Consider the following 19,817-nt stretch of genomic DNA (forward strand, 5'->3'; position numbering starts at 1 on the left):
TGGTCAGGCGGGGGCTCCGGGGGCGGCGTAGCCCGTCGGGTCACCTTCGCCGAGGTCGACGATCGCGGCCACGGGGCCACCGCCGTCGGGGCCCTGGTGGGCGGCCGAGACCGACACGAACACGGCCGGGTCACCGGTCACGGAGGCGGTGACGCCACCGACACAGGACTTGATCTGGCGGTGCCAGTGCACGTCGGAGTCGTCGAGCATCGCGTTGCGGCGACCGCGGACCTGACCGTCCTGGCTCACCTCGCACTTGAGGAAGACGTTGACGAGGCGGCCCTGGATGTCGCTCGTGTGGGGGCGGTCGGGCAGCTCGAGGCCAGCGTCCTTGATGGCCTCCCAGATGCCGTCGGCGTCGAGGGCATCGCGCATGACCGAGTGGCCGATGCGGTAGCGGCCACCGACACCGCGGGCGTTGCCGACGACGACGATCTGAGCCTGGTCGAGCTCGACACCGGAGGAGCAGGACGCCACCGAAGAGAAGAGCGAGCGGTTGTGCATGACGTCCGCGTCGGTCGGCATCTCGATCTCGCCGAGGGCGACGGCGATGCCGAGTCCGGTCGTGCCGTTGGAGAGGTCCATCGACTCGTGGGTGTGCTCGGTCCAGACCTTCTGGCCGCGCGACTTCGCGTCACGGATCGTGTGGATCGTCAGCAGCGGGGTCTTGGTCTGCACGTAGTGCACGTCCGCCGGGTCGGTGATGCCGGCACGCTCCATGGCGACCTTGACGGCGTCGGCGACCTTGGTCACCATGCCGACGTAGCCGATCTCCTCGGGGAGGATCGCCTCACTCATGGCGAAGCCGACGGTGAGCCGGGGCTCGTCGGACTGCTCCGCCTTGTCGGCGGGGACGGTCGCGAAGATCGTGGCGTGGGGGCTGATGATGCCGTCCGTGCCGCCCGACCAGACGATCGGGACCTGCTTGACCTGGTCCGCCGGTGCACCCTTCTCGATGAGCACCTCACGGAACGCGCGGTCGGCAATGATGCGGGTGTAGTCGTTGACCCCACCGTTGCCCTCGGTCTTGCCGATGATGGCGATGACGCGGCTGGCCTCCATCACACCGTCGTCGATGAGCTTTGCGAGCTCGGAGGCGTCGGACACACTGTGGAGCGGGACCTTGCGGACCTCAATGGCTTCTGGCACGACTGGACCTTTCTGTAGGGGGCTGAGCGTCATGGGCTGGTGTCGATGATGGTGCCGAACTCGCGGTCGACGGCGTCGGTGATGTGCGCGAGCGAGGTGATGATGCTGCGTCCGCCGGACTCGGCAAAACGCATCGCGGCGTCGACCTTGGGGCCCATCGAGCCGGACGTGAACTGGCCGTCGGCGGCATACGCCTGCATCTGCGCGAGGGACGTGAACTCGAGCGGGCGCTCATGCGGCGTGCCGTAGTCGACCATCGCGTGGTCGACGTCTGTGGCGATGATGAGGATGTCGCACTCGAGGGCCCTCGCGAGCAACGCTGCCGTGAGGTCCTTGTCGATGACCGCCTCAACGCCGTGGAGGGCGCCGTCGGCGTCGCGGACGACGGGGATGCCGCCACCACCAGCAGCGACGACGACGTGTCCGGCGTCGACAAGAGTCCGGATCGCGGCCAGGTCGAGGACCTCGCGAGGTTCGGGGGAGGCGACGACGCGGCGCCATCCCTTGTCGCCGCGGTCCTCCCAGCGCTGGCCGTGGTCGATCATCTGCTGAGCCTCGCCGGCGGGAAGGTAGCGACCGATGGGCTTGCTGGGCTCGCGGAAATGAGGGTCATCGGCGTCGACAAGCGTGCGCGTCACGAGGGCGGCCACGGGTCGGTCGACGCCGTGACGCGTCAGGGCCGGCTCGAGGGCGTCGAGCATGGTGAAGCCGATCGTTCCCTGCGTCTGGGCGCCGCACCAGTCGAGCGGCACGGGCGGGACGACGGACGCGGCGATCTCGTTCTTGACGAGGAGGTTGCCCACCTGCGGACCGTTGCCGTGGGTGAGGACGACCTCGTGCCCCGCTGCGACGAGCTCGGCGACGTGTTCCATCGCCTCCGTGATGGCGCGCACCTGATCGGCCGGGTGCGCCGACCCCTCAGGGGAGGTCATGGCGTTGCCGCCGAGTGCCACGAGAACTCGCACGCGCTCACCTTCCGGACCGGTCGGCATACCCCGTCGGTATGCCGTTGCCGCGAGCCTAGGGAGGTCGCTGCGGTGCAGCGTTGGCATCACCTGACAGGCGACGCCGTCCCGTTTGTCAGGTGTCGCGGTGCTCAATCAGAGTCGGCGGTATCGGGAGTGTCGGTCGGTGAGGCGCTGGGTGGGTTCGACGTCGGCGAGCTCGGCCAGCTCGTGGCGGATCGCGAGCCCCATGCGCCGACAGAACGCCTCCGGCTCCTGGGAGGCGTCGGGGTGCTCGGCGACGATGCGATCGATGATGCCGTCCGCGAGGAGGTCGAGGGAGCGCACCCGCTGGGTCTCGGCGAGCTCGGGGGCGCGGTCGGGTGTCCGGTAGAGGATCGCCGAGGCACCCTCGGGCGGCAGGGGGGACAGCCACGAGTGCTGGGCGCTGATGACACGGTCGGCCGGCATGAGGGCGAGGGCGCCACCGCCGGTTCCCTGACCGAGCAGGACGCAGACCGTGGGGACCTCGAGGACGACGAGTTCTGAGAGGCAGCGCGCGATCTCGCCGGCCATGCCGCCCTCCTCGGCTTCCTTGCTCAGGGCGGCACCGGCCGTGTCGATGATGCTCACGAGGGGGAGGTTGAGCTCGGTGGCGAGCTTCATGCCGCGTCGGGCGACACGCAGTCCGGACGGGCCGAGGGGAGCCTCGGTCTGCTCGCCGCGCCGATCCTGGCCGAGGACGACGCAGGGGGTGCCCTCGAAGCGGGCGAGCGCGAGGAAGAGCGATCGGTCCCATTCACCGGCGCCGGTGCCGAAGAGGGGCAGTACGTCGGTGGCGCCGAGCTTGAGCAGGGCACGCACGCCGGGCCGAGAAGGTTTGCGGGACAGCAGGATTGACTCCCAGGCGGGTGTGTCCGGGAGCGGCTCGCGGGGGACCTCGGGTGCCGGCGTGGTGTCGTGCGGCGCCAGGACGAGGTCGAGGAAGCGGGCCGCCGTCGCGGTGAGGAGCTCGACGGGGAGGACGGCGTCGAGCAGGCCGTGGGCGAAGAGGTTCTCAGCGGTCTGGACTCCCTCGGGGAAGGGCTGCCCGTAGAGCGCCTCGTAGACACGTGCGCCGAGGAAGCCGATCGTCGCCCCGGGTTCGCCGACGGTGACGTGACCCAGCGACCCCCAGGAGGCGAACACCCCGCCGGTCGTGGGGTGGCGCAGGTAGGTGATGTAGGGAAGGTGCTCGCGCTTGTAGGCCGCGACGGCCGCCGAGATCTTGACCATCGTCACGAACGCGGGCGTGCCTTCCTGCATGCGGGTGCCACCCGATGCGGGGGCCGCGAAGAGAGGAAGGCGCTCGGTGGTGGCGCGTTCGAAGGCGAGCACGATGCGCTCGGCCGCGGCGACACCGATGCTTCCCGCCAGGAAGCGGAACTCGCCGGCGATGACGGCGACGCGGTGCCCACCGATGCGCCCTTCGCCGGTGACGATGGACTCGTCCGTCCCGGCCTTCTCGGCAGCGGCGGCGAGCTCGGCGGCATACGGACTGCCGGGTTCGGGCACCGCGATCGGTGACTCGTCCCAGGACTGCCACGTGTCTTCATCGAGGACTGCGGCGAGGAGTTCGCTCGACGTGGGGCGCGAGGGCTTGTCGCTCACGCCGAGTCCTCGTCGGCGAGCCAGGTGCGCACGCTGTCGTTGTGCTGGCCGAGCGTCGGGGGAGCGAGGTGGGTCTCACGCCCGCCGGCAAAGGCGTTGTCGTCAAAGCGGATGGGCGGTCCGGGGATCTCGATCTCGCCGAGGACGGGGTGGTCGACGTTGAGCACCAGGCCCTGCGATCGGGTCTGGTCCCAGTCGTAGACGCGGTCGATGGTGCGGACCTCGCCCGAGGGGATGCCGAGTTCGGCGAGGCGGGGGAGGAGGTCGTCGAGGCGCCACGTCGCGAAAGTGTTGTTGAGCGTCGAACGCACGAGCTCCGGGTGGGTCACGCGGTCGCGGTTCGTCGCCAAACCCGGTGCGGTGGGGTCGATGTCGAACGCCTCCGCGAGCTTGACCCAGAGGGACTCGCTGCCGCAGGCGATCTGGATGTCACCGTCCTCGCAGTGGAACAGGCCATAAGGGGAGAGCGCCGGGTGGTGGTTGCCCTGGGCGTGCCCGACATGACCGGCAACCGTGTATGCCGTGCCCTGGAAGGCGTGTGCGCCGACGACCGCTGCGAGCAGGCTCGTGCGGACCACCCGGCCCTTGCCGGTCGTGTTGCGTTCGTGGAGGGCGGCGACGACGCCGTAGGCGCCGTACATGCCGGCGAGCAGGTCGCCGATGGGGACGCCGATGCGGGTGGGCTCATCGGCGCTGGGTCCCGTGACCGACATGAGGCCGGCCTCGCCCTGCGCGATCTGGTCGTACCCGGCGCGACCACCCTGCGGACCGTCGTGCCCGAAGCCACTGATGGCGAGGACGACGAGGCGCGGGTTCAGCTCGTGGAGCCGCTCGACGGTGAAGCCGAGGCGGTCGAGGACACCCGGACGGAAATTCTCGATGAGGACGTCGGAGCGCCGCACGAGGCGGGTGAGAACGTCGCGGCCGTCGTCGGACTTGAGGTCGAGGGTGATCGACTCCTTGTTCCGGTTGGCGCTGAGGAAGTACGTCGAGATCGGGTCGTCCTCGGGGCCGACGAAGGGCGGTCCCCAGCCGCGGGTGTCGTCGCCAGTGCCGGGAGTCTCGACCTTGATGACGCGAGCGCCCATGTCTCCCAACATCATCGCGGCATGTGGACCCGCGAGGGCTCGCGAGAGGTCAACGACGGTGATGTCCTGCAGGGGTCCGGTCACGGCTAGCTCCTTTGATGCGCGTGGGATCGAGCGTAGGGAGCGAGACGGGTCAGGTGATCGGTGAGTCCATGGCAAGACGAAGGTCACACGGTGTCACCTTCTGCCAAAGGATCAGCTGCGCGTGGCTCGGACCAATCGAACGAGCACCCACGCTGCCGCGGCAATGATGAGCACTGCCAGCACCGGTTCCAGGGCGCCGACGCCAGTGACTCCGACGAGCAACGCCATGACGGCGAGCGCAACGACCGTCGCCGGGTAGAGCAAGATCGACCGGAACTTGTCGGGCGATCCCCATACCTCCGACATGGATGTCAGCACCATGAGGAAGAACCACGGGATGACGAACCCGAACGCCAGGAAAGCCAGCTCGGCGGGGTGTGGCGCCATGAAGCCTGAACTCAGGACGCTGACCAGGGTGAGGAAGGCCAGAAACGCCAGCCCCGCGCCGTTGAGAAAACAGGCGGCGTGAGCCGTCCACGGCGAGGGGCGGACACGAGTGGGTGAGACGGGTGGTGCGGCCGGGCGGCCGGCATACGCCTCATCGGCAACCGACTGGGGTGAGCCGAGTTCGGCGAGTGATCGGCGCACGTCCTCGTCGGAGGCGCTGGGAGCGAGCGACGCGTCAAGGTGCTCGTGCACCCCGGCGAGGACCTCGGCGCGTTCGCCCGGATCGACGCCGTGGAGCAGCAGCTCGAGGTCGCGCAGATAGGCGCTCACGAGTGGGTGGCTCAGTGCTGACGTCATGGCGTGCCTCCTTGGATGGCGGTGTCGACCGCGTCGCGGAATGGTTTCCAGGTGCGGGTGAAGGCTTCGAGGGCGGCGCGCCCCTCGGCGGTCAGGGAGTAGTAGCGGCGTGGCGGCCCCTCGACCGACTCCTGCCACGTGGTGTCGACGAGTCCGGCCTTGCGGAGGCGGGCGAGCAGGGGATAGAGCGTGCCCTCGCCTGACATGAGGATCCCGTCGACGGTGAGGCGCCGGGCGATGTCGAAGCCGTAGAGCTCCTGCCCCTGCAGCATCGCGAGGACGCAGTACTCCAGGGCACCACGACGCAGGTGCGTCAGGATGGCGTCGTCGCTGGGTACCATGCGACACAAGATAGCGTATGCCGGCCGGTCACGACTCCGTTTCGACGCCGGGTTCTGAGTGGGTCATGAACTCCCACACGAGCCAGTGCGCCAAGGCCACGAGCAGGATGAGCAGGGTCGCCTCGGCCTGGAGCGGCGTCACGCCAAGGGGTTTGGACAGCTCGGGCGCGACACCGAGGACGGCCACCGCGGCGTAGATCACGGCGGCGATCCACCGGTGGCGGGCGAACGTGCCGGCGTCACCGGCGGCGTGGGCGCGCTGCAGCAACCGCAGGGTCGACCAGCACCCGATGGCCGCCACGATGACAAAGCTGGCACGCCAGATGTGCGGGTTGGCCGTCCCGCCAACTTGGGCAAACAGGCCCATGAGCGCGGGCAGCAGGAAGGCGAGGTAGATCCCGCCAGCGTCACGGCGACCGGTGGGGCTGCGCAACCACGCCTCGTGCTTCTGGACCACCGACCACCACAGCCCGACGAGCGTGAAGCACGTGGCCGAGAACAGCGCGTAGAAGGTCGAGACGTCCATGGTCAGTACTCCGTGCGGCCCGGCAGGGCCCGCCACGCGTCGAAGGGCGCCTCCGACCGGCCGACGGCGAGGTGGACGCGGCGCATCGGCCACGCCTCCGGGTCCGGCGTCGGGTCGAGCAGTCCGTGGAACACCGCGTCGTCGAAGCCCGCATCCGCTGCCGCGTGCTGGTCCGCTGCATGGACGACCGCGTCCACCCGTGCCCACAGCGAGGCGGACAGGCACAGCGGGCACGGCTCGCACGACGCATAGACCGTCGCCCCCGGGAGCGAGAAGTCGCCGACCTCGCGGCACGCGTTGCGCAGCGCGACGACCTCTGCGTGCGCGGTCGGGTCGAGGTCGAGCGTGACCCGGTTGGTGCCCTCGCCGATGACGTCACCGCCGCGGACGACCACCGCACCGAACGGGCCGCCACCGCCGCTGACGTTGGCGATGGCGAGGTCGATGGCGCGGTCCAGCCACTTCTGGTCGTCAGTCATGCCCTCATGCTGACATCACGGACTCGGATATGAGCTCAGGACCTCGTGCCAGCTGTGAGGCTCCCGACCGAGGAGGTCGCGCAGGGTGCGCGAGTCGCCAACGAGTCCACCGCGGTCGTAGCTGCGGAACATTGCGACCAGGTCATCGCGGGCCTGATCCGTCAGGTCTTGGCCGGGCCCCGAGATCCACTCGTCGAGTGGCACGGCGACCGCGTCGACGGGGTGCCCGAGAACGTCCGCGGCGACCTGCGCCATCTCGCGCACGGACAGCTGCTCGCCACCGACGAGGTCATACGAGGCGCCGGCGTGCTCGTCTTCGGTCAGCACTCGCGCAGCCACTTGGGCGACGTCGTCGAGGTCGACGTTGGTGAAGGGTGCGTCCAACGAGTACGGCACCTCGATCCTTCCGTGCAGCGCCGGCCGATCAAGGTTCTGCAGGTATGCCGTGGGGCGCAGGACCGTGGCCGTCTCCAGTCGTGCGCGGATGGCCCTCTCGGCCTCTCCCTTGCGCAGGTGGTGGGGCATCGAGGCGTCGTCGGGATGAAGCACCGAGTGGTAGACAAAGCGCGAAACCCCCTGTCGCAGGGCGGAATCGGCAACACGGGTCGCCATCAACACCTCATCGGGGTGCATGTTCGGCGCCAGGTGATAGACCGCCGTGACGCCTGACACGGCGGCCTCAATGCCCACCCCGGTCGCGAGGTCGATTGGAACGGGATGAACCAGGTCATCGGCGTGGATGCGGGAGCGCCGACCCTGATGGATGGCCGCTCGCACACCGACACCGCGCTTCACGAGCGCGCGCGTCACAGCGCGGCCGGTCTTCCCGGCCGCGCCAATGACGAGCACCTGGTTCAGGTCAACTCACATCCAGTCGTACTCGCTGGACGTCGCGCCGCCGGCCAGCTGCGCGTAGCCCGGCCCACGGTCGAAGAACGGCTCGACGCCGCGCTCGTCGCGCAGCTGGGCACGCAGGGCCTCGCTCGCCTCGATGTCGACGCTCACGTTGTCCTTGTCGCCAGAGGCCACGACGCCGTATGCCGTCCGCGCACCTTCCGGCGACACCTTGCCCCACACGAGGTCGCGTTCGACCTCGTCGAGGGGACGCTCGAGCGGATCGCCCCAGCCGCCACCTCCCGTGGTGCGGATGCGGACGACCTGGCCGGCCTTGATCGGCTCGGCGTCGGCGAGCGCATCGACCTCGCGCTCGTCTGGGCCACCGGGATCGATGACGACACTGAACGGCATACCCGCCTTGCCGCCCTTGACTCCCCAGCAGGCGAGGATCGAGCGGTCGGCGATCGACATGAAGTGCCCGTCGCGGAGCATCCGGATGTGCTTCTCGTAGCCAAGACCGCCCCGATAGCGGCCAGCGCCACCGGAATCCACCGCGAGGCCCAGACGCTCGACGATGAAGGGGAAGCGTGACTCGGTGAACTCGCTGGGCAGGTTGCGGGAGTCGGGGACCACGTGGATGGTGTCCTCCCCGTCCGCGTAGTAACGCCCACCCGAGCCGCCACCGAGGACCTCGCGCATGAGGTAGTCGTTGCCGTCACGGTCCTTGCCGTAGACGCCGGTGTAGCGGATCGTCTCCTGGTCGGCCGGCATCTGCCCGTCGACCGCCTTGGCGACGACCCCGGCGAGGACGCCGAGCAGGCGCAGGATGACGAAGGTGCGGGCGTTGGTCGGCGCCGGATAGATCGGCGTGAGCAACGTGCCCTTCTCCGGGAAGCGCATCTCGATGAGGGGCACGATGCCCTCGTTGACGTCGAGCTCGGCCATCCGCTCGGGGGTGTCGGCGAGGTTGCGCAGGATGGGTGCGAGCCACTTCTTGAGGAAGTTGCCGCCGACGTAGTCGCCGCAGTGGTTGATCGGACCCTTGGCCTGGGGCGCCGTGCCGGTGAAGTCGACGATGAGGCGGGCGCCGCCCTTGAAGTTGGTCTCGGGGTCGGCTGGCGCGTCATCGACCTTGGTGAGGGTGATCCGCTGCGTGTGCAGTTGCGGCTCATCGACGCCGTCGTGCTCGGCGTAGTCCTCCCAGACGTAGGTGCCCTCGGGGATCTTGCTGAGGATCTCGCGGCGGTAGGTCTCGGTGGTGCTGTCCAGGATGGCGTCGAAGGCCGTCTCGATGTCGTCGCGGCCGTAGCGGGCGAAGAGATCCGACAGGCGGCGCGCACCCATGAGGCACGCGGAGCACTCGGCGTCGAGGTCGGCCGCGAGGCTGTCGGGCATGCGCGAGTTGCGGGTCATGATGCGCAGGGCGGCCTTGTTGGGAACGCCCCTGTCCCACAGCTTGATCGGCGGGACGGACAGGCCTTCCTCGAAGACCGACTGCGCACCGCTGGGCATGGACCCGGGGCAAGCACCGCCGATGTCGTCGTGGTGACCGAAGGCCTGGACGAACGCGACGACCGTGCCCTCGTGGAAGACCGGAACGGTGACGCAGAGGTCCGGCAGGTGGCCGATGCCGCCCTCGGACTCGTAGACGTCGTTGTGGAAGAAGACGTCACCCTCGTGCATCTCGTCGAGCGGGAAGTCGCGCACGATCGGGTGCACCAGCGCCGAATAGGAGCGGCCGGTGAGCTTGCGCAGCTGGCGGTCGTGGATGCCCGCACGGAAGTCGTGGGCGTCGCGGATCATGGGGCTGCGGCTGGTGCGCGCGATGGCAGTCTCGACCTCCATCTCGACGCTGGCCAGGGTGCCCTGGACGATCTCGACGAGGATCGGGTCCACGGTGCTGCCGGGCGAGGTGAGGCGCTTCCCGTGCTCGTATGCCGTGGGGAGACCAGCCGGGTTCACCGGGGCTGTCGTTGGGGTCACAGCGGTGGTGCTCACTTGTCCTCCTTGGTGATGACGAGGTTGCCGAAGGTGTCGACCTTGACGACGAAGCCGGGGTGGACCGGGACGGTCGAGCCGAACTCCTCGATGATGGCGGGGCCGGTCACGACGTCTCCGGCACGCAGGTCTGGTCGCCACCAGACCCCGGTGTCGACGTAGCCGTGGTCGGCGTCGAAGCACACCTGACGGGTCGAGCGACGGGCTCGCTCCTCGACGGATCCGGATTCGCCCTCGGCAGAGGCGATTTCAAGTAGTTCCGGGCGCGTGATGGGACCGACGCCGGTGACGCGCAGGTTGACCCACTCGACCTGCTGGGTGGGGTCGCCACGGAAGTCGTATCCGTAGAGCTGGGTGTGGGCGTCGTGGAACGCTTCGGCGACCTTCGCGGCATACGCCTCGTCAACGGCCTCGTCAGCGGGCGCCAGGACACGCACCTCGTAGGCCTGGCCGAAGTAGCGCAGGTCGACGGTGCGGGTGAACTGGTGCTCCGAGGAGGCGAACCCCTCTTTGGCGAGGGCAGCTGCGGCACGCTCCGTGAGGGACGTGAACGTCTTCTCGATCGCGGCGTGGTCGAGCGCAGCCTGCTTGGCGACCTGCGTCTGGACGTAGTCGTTCTTCACGTCGACGGTGAGCAGGCCGAAGGCGCTGACATTGCCCGGGTTCTGCGGGACGACGACGCCGGCGAGGTCAAGGATGTCGACGAGGAGGCAGGCGAGGAGCGAACCAGATCCGCCGAACGTCGTGAGCATGAAGTCGCGGACGTCGAGGCCGCGCTTGACGCTCACCTGGCGCAGGGCGTTGGCCTGGTTCCAGGCCGAGATCTCGAGAATGCCTGTGGCACACCGCTCGTAGTCGAGTCCGAGCTGCTTGGCCAGGGCCTCGATGCCGGTCCGTGCGGCGTCCACGTCGAGCGGGATCTCACCACCGAGCAGGTGCGGAGGGATGCGCCCCAGCGTGACGTGGGCGTCGGTGATCGTGGGGTTGAGGCCGCCCTTGCCGTAGCAGAGCGGGCCAGGGTCGGCGCCGGCCGAGTGCGGCCCGACCTTGAGGGCGCCCTCGGGGGAGACCCAGGCGATGGAGCCACCGCCAGCACCGACGGTGACGACGTCGATCATCGGGATCTTGCTCGGGTAGGCGCCGACCGAGCCCTCCGTGGTGAGTGTGGGTTCGCCGTCCAGCACGACGGACACGTCGGTCGAGGTGCCGCCGCCGTCACACGTGAGGATCTTGTCGAAGCCGGCCTTCTGCGCGATGAGGGCGGCGCCGAGTGCACCGGCCGCGGGGCCGGACATCGTCGTCGTGATCGGCTGGTGCACGACCTCGTCCGCGGAGAGGACGCCACCGTTGGACTTCATGATGTAGAAGGGGATCTCGCGTCCCGAGCCACTGGTGAAGCCCTCGAGCCGGCTGTGGATGTTGGTGACGTAGCGGCTGACGTTGGGCTTCACGGCCGCGTCGACGAGGGTCGTCATCGAGCGCTCGTACTCGCGGTACTCGCGCAGCACCTCGCTCGAGATCGACACGATGGCCTCGGGGTGCTCGGCGCGCAGGATCTCTCGCATCCGCAGCTCGTGGCCGTCGGCGGCATACGAGTGCAGGAAGCAGACGCCGATCGTCGTGATGCCGCGCTCCTTGAACCAGCGGGCCGCAGCGACGGCGCTCTCCTCGTCGAAGGGGCGAATCTCGTTGCCCTCGAAGTCCATTCGCCCACCGACGGTGCGGACGTGGTCGGCGGCGACGATGCGCGGCGGCTTCACCCAGAAGTAGGAGTTGCCGTAACCATCGGGGACGGCCTGACGGGCGATCTCGAGCATGAACTCGTAACCCTCGGTCGTGATGAACCCGAGCTGCTCGACCTTGCCCTCGAGGAGCTTGTTGGTCGCGACGGTCGTCCCGTGACAGACGGCGGTGATGTCGTCGCCGCTCGCCTCCATGAGGCCGAGGACCTTCTCGATGCCGTTGATGAAACCGTCCGCAGGATTGCTGGGCGTACTCGGCGTCTTGGTCGTGACGAGCTCTCCCGAGTCCTCGTCGAACGCCACCACGTCCGTGAACGTGCCGCCGGTGTCGATGCCGATTCTGATCCGTCGTTGCGCCATGCAGAGATTCAATCGGGTATGCCGTCCGCTCACTTTGTCAATGAGTGCCAACGGATCGCCGTGGTCGCCTCACAACCCGCCAACCCCGTCGTCAGGATGGTGACTCAGGCGCGGGCGTCGATAGTCAGCTCAGGCTCGGCGGACAGCAGAACTCGATCAGAGGTGAGGAGGCGCATGCCCTCGATGCGGGCCTGGGCGAGCAGCATCCGATCGAATGGATCGTGACGCACCAGCGAAGGGAAGCTCACGATGCCCTCAGCCTGTGATCCGTTGAGGGGCAGTTCTCGCAAGCCAGCAGCGCCAGCGGCGTCGCTCACGGGTCCCATCAGGTCCAGTTTTCCCAGCATCTTCTTGATGGTGAGTTCCACGACGCTCACAGGCGAGAAGTAGGCAGGAACGCCGGGGCCGCCAAGCGCGTGCCGGGCCATGGGCCCCAAGCGACTTCCTCCAGTCACCAGCCAGAGCAGGGCGTTGGAATCGAGCAGGATCATTTGTCCCAGTCCTTGCCGTAGAACATCTCCTGGATGTCGGGGTCGATTCCTTCAAGAACGTCGTCGTCGTACTCGACACCGATCCACCCCTCGACACCGAAGATGATCTTGGGCTCCTCGTGCACGACCAGGTCGACAACGGGCTTGCCTGCGCGCGCAATCGTCACCTGCTCGCCGGCGAGCACCTTCTCGATGAGCTTGGACAACTGGGACTTCGCCTCGTGGACGTTGACCTGCGTGGGCATGCCCTCACCATAACGGACTTAGCCAGACTTGGCTAAGTCTGGGCACCTCTCCCGCAACGTCTGCGTGATGGGTGGCTAGAACCGCCACATGCGCAGACGCAACGGGAAAGGGGGGCCGTGGGGTCAGTCGCCTTCGGGCTTGTGGTCGGGGCGCGGGGCGCCGTGGGGGAAGGCCGTCCTGGCGGGGGACTCGAGCTCTTCGCGGTGGTTACGGATGAGGTCGAGGTTGCGGTCGCGCAGGTGGTCGAAGCCCTGGCTGATGTTGGACCCGGGGGTGAGCGACGACAGTGCCGTGGCCGGGTCGAGGCGGGCCGACACCCAGCCCTCGTGCGATGCCGCCTTGGCGACGATCGTCGCGTTGGGCGTGACGATGTGGCTGTTGCCGAAGTAGATGACGCCGGCCGGGTCGATGCCCGTCGCGTTGGCGCCGATGACGAACACGTGGTTGTCATAGGCGCGGGCGCGGGAGGTGAGCTCCCAGATGTCGGCCGAGCGCAGCAGCGCCGACGGGCGGCAGATGATCTCGGCACCCTGGACCGCTTGGATGCGCGACAGCTCGGGGTAGTCGCCGTCGAAGCAGATGATCATGCCGATGCGTCCAATGGCGGTGTCGCACACCGTGACCGTGTCACCGGGGGTGACCCAGCCGCCGCCGGAGACGGCTTCGGTGCAGAAGGGGTGCGTCTTGCGATAGACGCCGAGCAGCTCACCGTCGGAGTTGATGAGGACGGAGGCGTTGTAGACGATGCCGCGTTCGGGTCCGCGCTCGTAGGTGCCGACGCACAGGACGATGCCGAGTTCACGGGCCACGGCCTGGAACGGTGCGGTCATGGGTCCGGGCAGCTCGCTGACGAGGTCCCAGAGGTTCTCCACGGGGCAGTCGGGCGTGAAACCGGTCGTTGCGGACTCGGGCAGCACGACGAGTTCGGCGCCGGTCTCGGCGACGCAGCGCCGGACGAAGTCGATGCAACGGGCGATGTTGGCCTCGACAACCTGCGGCGTCAGGGATCCCCGAACGGGTGCGACCTGGATGGCGGCGGCAGTGAGAGCACGCATCAGCGACCTCCGATGAGCCAGCCGACGATGACGCCGGCGAGAGCGACACCCGCTCCGAACAAGGCGCCCGGGACAAAGCCGGCTCGACCACCAGCGGCGGGTGTCCCCACAGGGAGCGATCGAGCGCCGCTGTCGACCTGCCCGGCATTCACGCCGGCGACGACAGCGCTGCCCTTGGCCTTCTTCTCCTTGCGGACACCGGCGATGTCGTCGTCCAGCGCCTTGAACATCTGACCGGCCATCTTGCGGGCGACACCGGCGAGCATGCGCTGACCGACACCGCCGATGGGTCCGCCGACGAGGGCATCGGCCTCATACGTGATGGTCGTTCCGCCACCCTCGGCCGGCACCAGGGTCACGTCGACCGTGGTGGAGATCGTGCCGGGAGCACCGGCGCCGTCGGCCTTCATCGTGAACCGGTCGGGCTCATTGATGTCGGAGATGGCGACCTCGCCGTCATAGGAACCCTTGATCGCCGCGACACCGGCCATGACCGTCATCGCGTAGCGGCCGGGGGAGAGCTCACGCAGGCTCTCGCAGCCCGGGATGCTGCGCTCCAGAGCGGCGGGGTCGTGGACGGCCTGCCACACCTGCTCGGGGGAGGCCGCCATCGTCGCGGTGCCGGAAATCTTCATCGGTGCTCCTCGGTGGTGCTCGTCTGGTGCTGAAGTTCGTTCTGGCGGTGTTGCGCGCGCAGCTCCCACAGCTCGACCGGGCTGATCGGCATCGAGCGGATGAAGAAGCCCTCGGCGTCGGAGATCGCGGACGCGATGACGGCCGTGACCGGGATGGTCCCGGCCTCGCCAGCGCCCTTGATCCCCAGCGGGTTCAGCGGCGAGGGCGTCTCGAGGTGGTCGGTCTCGATGTGCGGGACCTCGGACGCGTAGGGGATGAGGAAGTCCATGAACGAAGCGTTGAGCAGCTGCCCGCTCTCGTCATAGACCATCCGCTCATAGAGCGCACCACCCACGCCCTGCGCCACACCGCCATGGACCTGGCCCTCGACGATCATCGGGTTGACCACGGTCCCGCAGTCGTGGATGACGCAGTAGCGCAGGATCTTGATCTCGGCGGTCACCGGGTCGGTCTCGACGATGGCCGCGTGCATGCCGTTGGCGAAGGTGGCCTGGGTGGGCGAGTAGAAGTCCTTGCCCTCGAGTCCGGGTTCGTCGTCATCGGCGACCGGCGGCTTGTCCGGATCAAAGCTACCCGCGAACTGCGTTGCGGCCTTTGCGGATTCGTCAAAGGCATAGCGCAGCGGGTTGGACATGACCGCCACCGTGGACAGCGCGATCGAGGCGTGGGGCGCACCCTTGACGCTGATGACACCGTCCTCGATCTGCAGGTCGTCCTGCGACACCTCGAGGGCGTCGGCGGCGATGCGCAACGCCTTGGCGCGCACGGCCCGAGCCGCGAGGGCGACGGCGTTGCCGCTCATGACGGCACCGCGCGATGCAAAGGTCCCGACGGCATACGGCATCCGTCTGGTGTCACCGGTGGTGACGTAGACGTCGTCGATCGGCACGCCGAGCTCGTCGGCGACGATCTGCGCGAGGATCGTCTGGTGCCCCTGGCCCTGGGTGGTGAGGCCGGTGGCGACATTGACTCGTCCGCTCGTCTCGACCTGGACGTGGCCGCCTTCGTAGGGACCGACGCCGGTGCCTTCGACGTAGCAGCCGATCCCGAGACCGACCTTGCGTCCGGCCGCCTCGGCCTCTTCCTTGTATGCCGCGAAGTCGTCCCAGCCCACGAGCGCCTTGAGCTTGGCGAGGGATGCGGGGAAGTCGCCCGAGTCGTACTTGAGCGGGCGTCCGTCCTGGAAGAGGAGCCCCTGGTCGTAGGGCATCTCCTCGGGCTGGATGAAGTTGCGAGCGCGGACCTCGGTGCGGTCGATGCCGAGTTCGGCCGCAATGGCGTCCATCGTGCGCTCCATGGCGAAGCAGCCCTGCGGTCGTCCAGCGCCTCGATAGGGCGTCACGAGAACGGTGTTGGTGTAGAGCGACCAGAACTCGACACGGTAGTTCTGCGGCTTGTAGGGGCCGAGCAGTTGCGTCGCGGTGATGATCGGGACGATGACCCCGTAGGGGAGGTAGGCGCCGTTGTCGTGCCAGAACTTCACGTCGAGGGCGAGGAGTCGCCCGTCGTCATCGAAGCCGACGGTGACCGTCTGCAGCTGGCCGCGTTCGTGGGCGCTGGAGGTGAAGTGCTCGCGGCGGTCCTCGGTCCACTTGACGTCGTGGTTGAGCCTGCGCGAGGCCCACGGGACGAGGACCTCTTCGGGCCAGGGGTGCATGATCTTGACGCCGAAGCCGCCGCCGACGTCGGGGGCGATGCACTCGACCTGCGCGAGTGGCAGCGCGAGCTTGGCAGCGACGGCCGCGCGCACACCCGTCGAGGTCTGGGTCGACGAGTGGATGCGCATGCGCTGCTCGTCCGAGTCCCAGTGCGCGAGAACGCCTTTGCCCTCCATGGGCATGCAGGCGCTGCGCTCGATCTCGAGGTCGAGCGTGAGCGTGTGGGGGGCCGCGGCCATGGCGGGTTCGACGTTGCCGACCTCCTGCAGGAGGTGGGCGGCGACGTTGCCGGGAGCGTCGTCGTGCACGAGTCGGTCTCCGTCGCGCGAGTTCGCGATGCCGACGACCGGCGGCAGGAAGTCATAGGTGACGACGATGCGCTGGGCGGCGTCCTCGGCGAGGTAGCGGTCGCGCGCGATGACCATGACAATGGCCTCGCCGACGTGGTTGACCTCGTCCTTGGCGAGCGCGTAACCCGTGCGCCCGGCCTCGATGGAGGGGTGGGGGATGAGGAGGGGCAGCCGATCGGCGGCCGGCCCGTCGAGGTCCTCGTGGGTGTAGACAGCGATGACGCCGTCGATCTCGACCGCACCGTCGACGTCGATGTCGGTGATCCGCGCGTGGGCGTGCGGGCTGCGGACGAACGCGACCTCGTAGGCGTCGTGACCGAGGTCGTCGAGGTAGCGGCCGTTGCCGGTGACGAGGCGCGGGTCCTCCTTGCGCAGGACGGGCTGGCCGAACTGGCGGGTGCTCATGAGGCGTCACCTGCCTCGGACTTCTTGGCCCTCAGGTCACGCTTGATCTCGGCGGCGCGCAGGACGGCCTTGCAGATGTTCTGGTAGCCGGTGCAGCGGCAGAGGTTGCCCGAGATGGCCTCGCGCGCCTCCTCGCTCGTCGGGTCCGGGTTCTCCTCGATGAAGGCGGTGATCGTCGTGACGAATCCCGGTGTGCAGAAGCCGCACTGGAGCCCGTGACACTCAACGAACGCCTGCTGCACCGGACCCATGGCGTCCTGGGTGCCGAGCCCCTCGACGGTGGTGATCGTGTGCTCCTGCGCGGACACGGCAAACATGAGGCACGAGCGCACGGGCTCGCCGTCCACAAGGACGGTGCAGGCACCACAGACGCCGTGCTCGCAGCCGACATGGGTGCCGGTGAGCCGCAGGTCGTGACGAATGAAGTCGGACAGCAGTCGTCGCGACTCGACCGTGCGGGTGTGGGCCACGCCGTTCACGTTCAAGGTCACGTCCACCGTGGTGGTCGCGTCCTGGTCGATGTCGGTCATGCGTCCTCCTCGGTCGTGGCGATGGTCAGAGCGCGTCGGGTGAGCTCGGCGGCGAGCATGCGGCGGTACTCACTGGTGGCGTGGATGTCGGCCTCGGGCGCGATCCCGGCCTGAAGGAGATCGTCGATGCCATCCCAGCGCGACGAGATCGACTGCCCCACAACGGCTTCGGAGAGGTCGATGACGACGGGAATGTCCGTGACGGAGACGTATGCCGCCCGCGCACTTCGCACGATCGCGTCCCGGCCCTGCCCTTCGAGATCGACCGCGACGCCGACGCCGGCCAGCGCGTAGTCCCCGTGACGGCGGGCCGACTCGATGAAAGCAGTGCGGGTCGTGGAGCCGAAGCGGCCGAAGCGCACGGCTTCCAGCAGCTCATCGGCCTCGAGCACGGTCTGCAGGGGCCCTTCGAAGAAGTCACCGGCCGCGACCTCGCGACGCCCACCGGGGCCGACGATCTCCATGACCGCATCGGTCAGCACGGCGATCGAGGGCATCTCTCCAGCGGCGTCAGCGTGGGCGATGGAGCCCACGGTGGTGCCGCGGTTGCGGATGGCCGGGTGGGCCACGTTGCGCAGAGCCTGACGCAAGAGCGGCAGAACGGCATACGCCTCATCGTTTTTCTGCAGTGCAGCGTGCCGCACCGTGGCGCCGACCCGGACGTGACCGTCGGTGACGGTCACGGTGTCCAGGCCGGCGACCCGGTTGATGTCGACGAGGTGCGCCGGCTGGGCGAGCCGCATGTTGAGCACCGGAATGAGGCTCTGACCCCCGGCGAGGACCTTGCCGTCGTGTCCGACCTCAGCGAGTGCCGCGACGGCCTCGTCGAGCGTGCGTGGGGCGTGGTGGACGAAGGGGGCAGGCTTCACGTCGGGGGTTCAGCTCCTCAGCGCTTGGACTGGTAGAGGTCGTCGATGCCGTCTTCGTCGCCGTAGACGCGGTCGCCTGTGGCGATGGCCGTGCCGCCGGGTCCGCCCTTGCCGTCGGCGCGGTTGCGGAGGTCGGCAGGGGCGAGGGTGCGGGCGAGGTGGAAGGCGCCGACTGCCACGATTGTGCCGAGGGCGATTCCGCTGAGGCTGAAGTCGTCGCTGAGCTTCATCGTCACGTCACCGATGCCGATGACGATGCCGGCGGCGACGGGAACGAGGTTGATCGGGTTCGCGAAGTCGACCCCGTTCTCCTTCCAGATCTTGGCGCCGAGCAGGCCGATCATTCCGTAGAGGACGACCGTGATGCCGCCGAGCACGCCACCGGGGACGGACGCGACGAGCGCGCCGAACTTGGGGGAGAAGCCGAAGATGAGCGCGACGACAGCGGCCACGTAGTAGGCAGCGGTCGAGTAGACGCGGGTGGCGGCCATGACGCCGATGTTCTCGGCGTAGGTCGTCGTGGGCGAGCCACCGACGGACGAGGCGAGGATCGTGCCGAAACCGTCGGCGGCGATGGCGCGACCCATGTCCTTGTCGAGGTCGGCGCCGGTCATCTCGGCAACAGCCTTGACGTGGCCGGTGTTCTCCGCGATGAGGGCGATGACGGCGGGGAGGACGAGCAGGATGGCGGCGGTGGAGAAGCTCGGTGCGTGCCAGCCGGGAACCTCGGTGCCGTCAGCCTTGAAGATCGTCTTGGCGGGGAAGCCGAACCAGGCCGCGTCACCAACGCCCGAGGTGTCCCAGCGAAGGTGCTTGGTCGCTTCGGTAGCGCCGGGAAGGACGGAGGTGATCTGCCCGACGGTGTGGTCGAGGAGCCACGAGAGGGCGGTGCCGAAGATCAGCGCGAGGAAGATCGCGATGCGGCTGATGAAGCCCTTGAAGGCCACCGCACAGACAATCGTGAAGAGCATGACGAAGAAGGCAACCCACTGGTCGGCGGGCCAATACGTCTTGGACACGACGGGCGCGAGGTTGAAGCCGATGAGCATGACGACCGCGCCGGTGACGACCGGCGGCAGCACCTTGTGCAGGACGGCCGACCCGAGGAAGTGGATGGCCACACCCACCAGGAGGAGGACGACACCGGAGATGAGGATCGCGCCGGTGACCTCGGAGGAGTCCCCTCCCTGCGAGCGGATCGCGGCGACACCACCGACGAACGCGGCCGACGTGCCGAGATAGCTGGGGACCCGGCCCTGGACGATGAGCAGGAACGCGATGGTCGCGATGCCGCTCATCATGATGGCGAGCTGCGGGTTGAGACCCATGATCAGGGGGAAGACGAACGTCGCACCGAACATCGCGACGACGTGCTGCGCGCCGAGGCCGACCGTGCGACCCCAGTCCAACCGCTCATCGGGGGCGACGACATCGTCGGGTCCGAGCGTGCCCTCCTTCAGCTTCCAACCAAGTCCAAGAGCCATGTGCGTGTGACCTTCCTCAGCGGACGGCGTGCAGGGTCACGTCGTCAAGATAGGAGGACGCTAGTGGCGGCGGCCTCAAGGACATTCGTCAATCTGTGACAGGGGACCGCGCGGGGTCTTGGCAAGTCGAAGTGCGCTGTGTCACACGGTT

Annotated in this window: 19 protein-coding genes; all 19 read right to left on the minus strand. The window is 68.4% G+C overall.

Annotated elements, in window-relative coordinates; genetic code table 11:
- Window positions 1-3: 3 nt before the first annotated feature.
- The 19 genes from JNB_RS17430 to JNB_RS17520 all read right to left on the minus strand — a co-directional run bounded on the left by JNB_RS17430 (window position 4) and on the right by JNB_RS17520 (window position 19,666).
- Entirely contained in the window at window positions 4-1,149 is a 1,146-nt protein-coding gene (locus JNB_RS17430) for a ring-opening amidohydrolase (RefSeq protein WP_009777845.1), read from the minus strand.
- Between the two features lie 29 nt (window positions 1,150-1,178).
- Window positions 1,179-2,201, minus strand: a complete 1,023-nt coding sequence (locus JNB_RS17435) for a carbamate kinase (RefSeq protein ID WP_237700690.1) — start codon at window positions 2,199-2,201, stop codon at window positions 1,179-1,181.
- A gap of 48 nt (window positions 2,202-2,249) precedes the next feature.
- On the minus strand, window positions 2,250-3,743 hold the full coding sequence (locus JNB_RS17440) for a carboxyl transferase domain-containing protein (protein WP_009777847.1): 1,494 nt from the start codon (window positions 3,741-3,743) through the stop codon (window positions 2,250-2,252).
- Entirely contained in the window at window positions 3,740-4,915 is a 1,176-nt protein-coding gene (locus JNB_RS17445) for a CaiB/BaiF CoA-transferase family protein (protein ID WP_009777848.1), read from the minus strand. The genes JNB_RS17440 and JNB_RS17445 overlap by 4 nt, the downstream gene beginning before the upstream one ends.
- A 111-nt stretch (window positions 4,916-5,026) precedes the next feature.
- Window positions 5,027-5,659 (minus strand): hypothetical protein, encoded by a 633-nt coding sequence (locus JNB_RS17450; RefSeq protein ID WP_009777849.1) that lies wholly within the window; start codon window positions 5,657-5,659, stop codon window positions 5,027-5,029.
- The gene (locus JNB_RS17455; RefSeq protein ID WP_009777850.1) at window positions 5,656-6,000 is read right to left on the minus strand and encodes a PadR family transcriptional regulator; all 345 of its coding nucleotides are present in this window, start codon (window positions 5,998-6,000) and stop codon (window positions 5,656-5,658) included. Before JNB_RS17455 ends, JNB_RS17450 begins: the two co-directional genes overlap by 4 nt.
- 28 nt (window positions 6,001-6,028) lie before the next feature.
- Window positions 6,029-6,526, minus strand: a complete 498-nt coding sequence (locus JNB_RS17460) for a hypothetical protein (RefSeq protein ID WP_009777851.1) — start codon at window positions 6,524-6,526, stop codon at window positions 6,029-6,031.
- Between the two features lie 2 nt (window positions 6,527-6,528).
- Window positions 6,529-7,005 (minus strand): nucleoside deaminase, encoded by a 477-nt coding sequence (locus tag JNB_RS17465; protein ID WP_009777852.1) that lies wholly within the window; start codon window positions 7,003-7,005, stop codon window positions 6,529-6,531.
- 15 nt (window positions 7,006-7,020) lie between these two features.
- Entirely contained in the window at window positions 7,021-7,854 is an 834-nt protein-coding gene (locus JNB_RS17470; protein ID WP_009777853.1) for an NmrA/HSCARG family protein, read from the minus strand.
- A gap of 15 nt (window positions 7,855-7,869) precedes the next feature.
- On the minus strand, window positions 7,870-9,840 hold the full coding sequence (locus JNB_RS17475; protein ID WP_202795239.1) for a hydantoinase B/oxoprolinase family protein: 1,971 nt from the start codon (window positions 9,838-9,840) through the stop codon (window positions 7,870-7,872).
- Entirely contained in the window at window positions 9,837-11,942 is a 2,106-nt protein-coding gene (locus tag JNB_RS17480) for a hydantoinase/oxoprolinase family protein (protein WP_009777855.1), read from the minus strand. Before JNB_RS17480 ends, JNB_RS17475 begins: the two co-directional genes overlap by 4 nt.
- A 104-nt stretch (window positions 11,943-12,046) precedes the next feature.
- A complete protein-coding gene (locus tag JNB_RS17485) occupies window positions 12,047-12,433 on the minus strand; it encodes a type II toxin-antitoxin system VapC family toxin (RefSeq protein ID WP_009777856.1) in 387 nt (128 codons plus the stop codon).
- The gene (locus tag JNB_RS17490; RefSeq protein WP_009777857.1) at window positions 12,430-12,678 is read right to left on the minus strand and encodes a type II toxin-antitoxin system Phd/YefM family antitoxin; all 249 of its coding nucleotides are present in this window, start codon (window positions 12,676-12,678) and stop codon (window positions 12,430-12,432) included. Before JNB_RS17490 ends, JNB_RS17485 begins: the two co-directional genes overlap by 4 nt.
- A 123-nt stretch (window positions 12,679-12,801) precedes the next feature.
- The gene (locus JNB_RS17495) at window positions 12,802-13,734 is read right to left on the minus strand and encodes a carbon-nitrogen hydrolase family protein (protein ID WP_009777858.1); all 933 of its coding nucleotides are present in this window, start codon (window positions 13,732-13,734) and stop codon (window positions 12,802-12,804) included.
- Entirely contained in the window at window positions 13,734-14,369 is a 636-nt protein-coding gene (locus JNB_RS17500; RefSeq protein ID WP_009777859.1) for a carbon monoxide dehydrogenase subunit G, read from the minus strand. Before JNB_RS17500 ends, JNB_RS17495 begins: the two co-directional genes overlap by 1 nt.
- The gene (gene cutA, locus JNB_RS17505; RefSeq protein WP_009777860.1) at window positions 14,366-16,783 is read right to left on the minus strand and encodes an aerobic carbon-monoxide dehydrogenase large subunit; all 2,418 of its coding nucleotides are present in this window, start codon (window positions 16,781-16,783) and stop codon (window positions 14,366-14,368) included. Before cutA ends, JNB_RS17500 begins: the two co-directional genes overlap by 4 nt.
- Window positions 16,780-17,313, minus strand: coding sequence for a (2Fe-2S)-binding protein (locus JNB_RS17510; protein ID WP_009777861.1), 534 nt, complete (start codon window positions 17,311-17,313; stop codon window positions 16,780-16,782). The genes cutA and JNB_RS17510 overlap by 4 nt, the downstream gene beginning before the upstream one ends.
- Complete coding sequence (locus JNB_RS17515) at window positions 17,310-18,182, minus strand: xanthine dehydrogenase family protein subunit M (RefSeq protein ID WP_009777862.1); 873 nt, start codon at window positions 18,180-18,182, stop codon at window positions 17,310-17,312. The genes JNB_RS17510 and JNB_RS17515 overlap by 4 nt, the downstream gene beginning before the upstream one ends.
- A 17-nt stretch (window positions 18,183-18,199) precedes the next feature.
- Window positions 18,200-19,666 (minus strand): uracil-xanthine permease family protein, encoded by a 1,467-nt coding sequence (locus tag JNB_RS17520; RefSeq protein WP_009777863.1) that lies wholly within the window; start codon window positions 19,664-19,666, stop codon window positions 18,200-18,202.
- Window positions 19,667-19,817 lie beyond the last annotated feature (151 nt).

Source organism: Janibacter sp. HTCC2649 (assembly GCF_000152705.1).
Lineage (GTDB): Bacteria > Actinomycetota > Actinomycetes > Actinomycetales > Dermatophilaceae > Knoellia.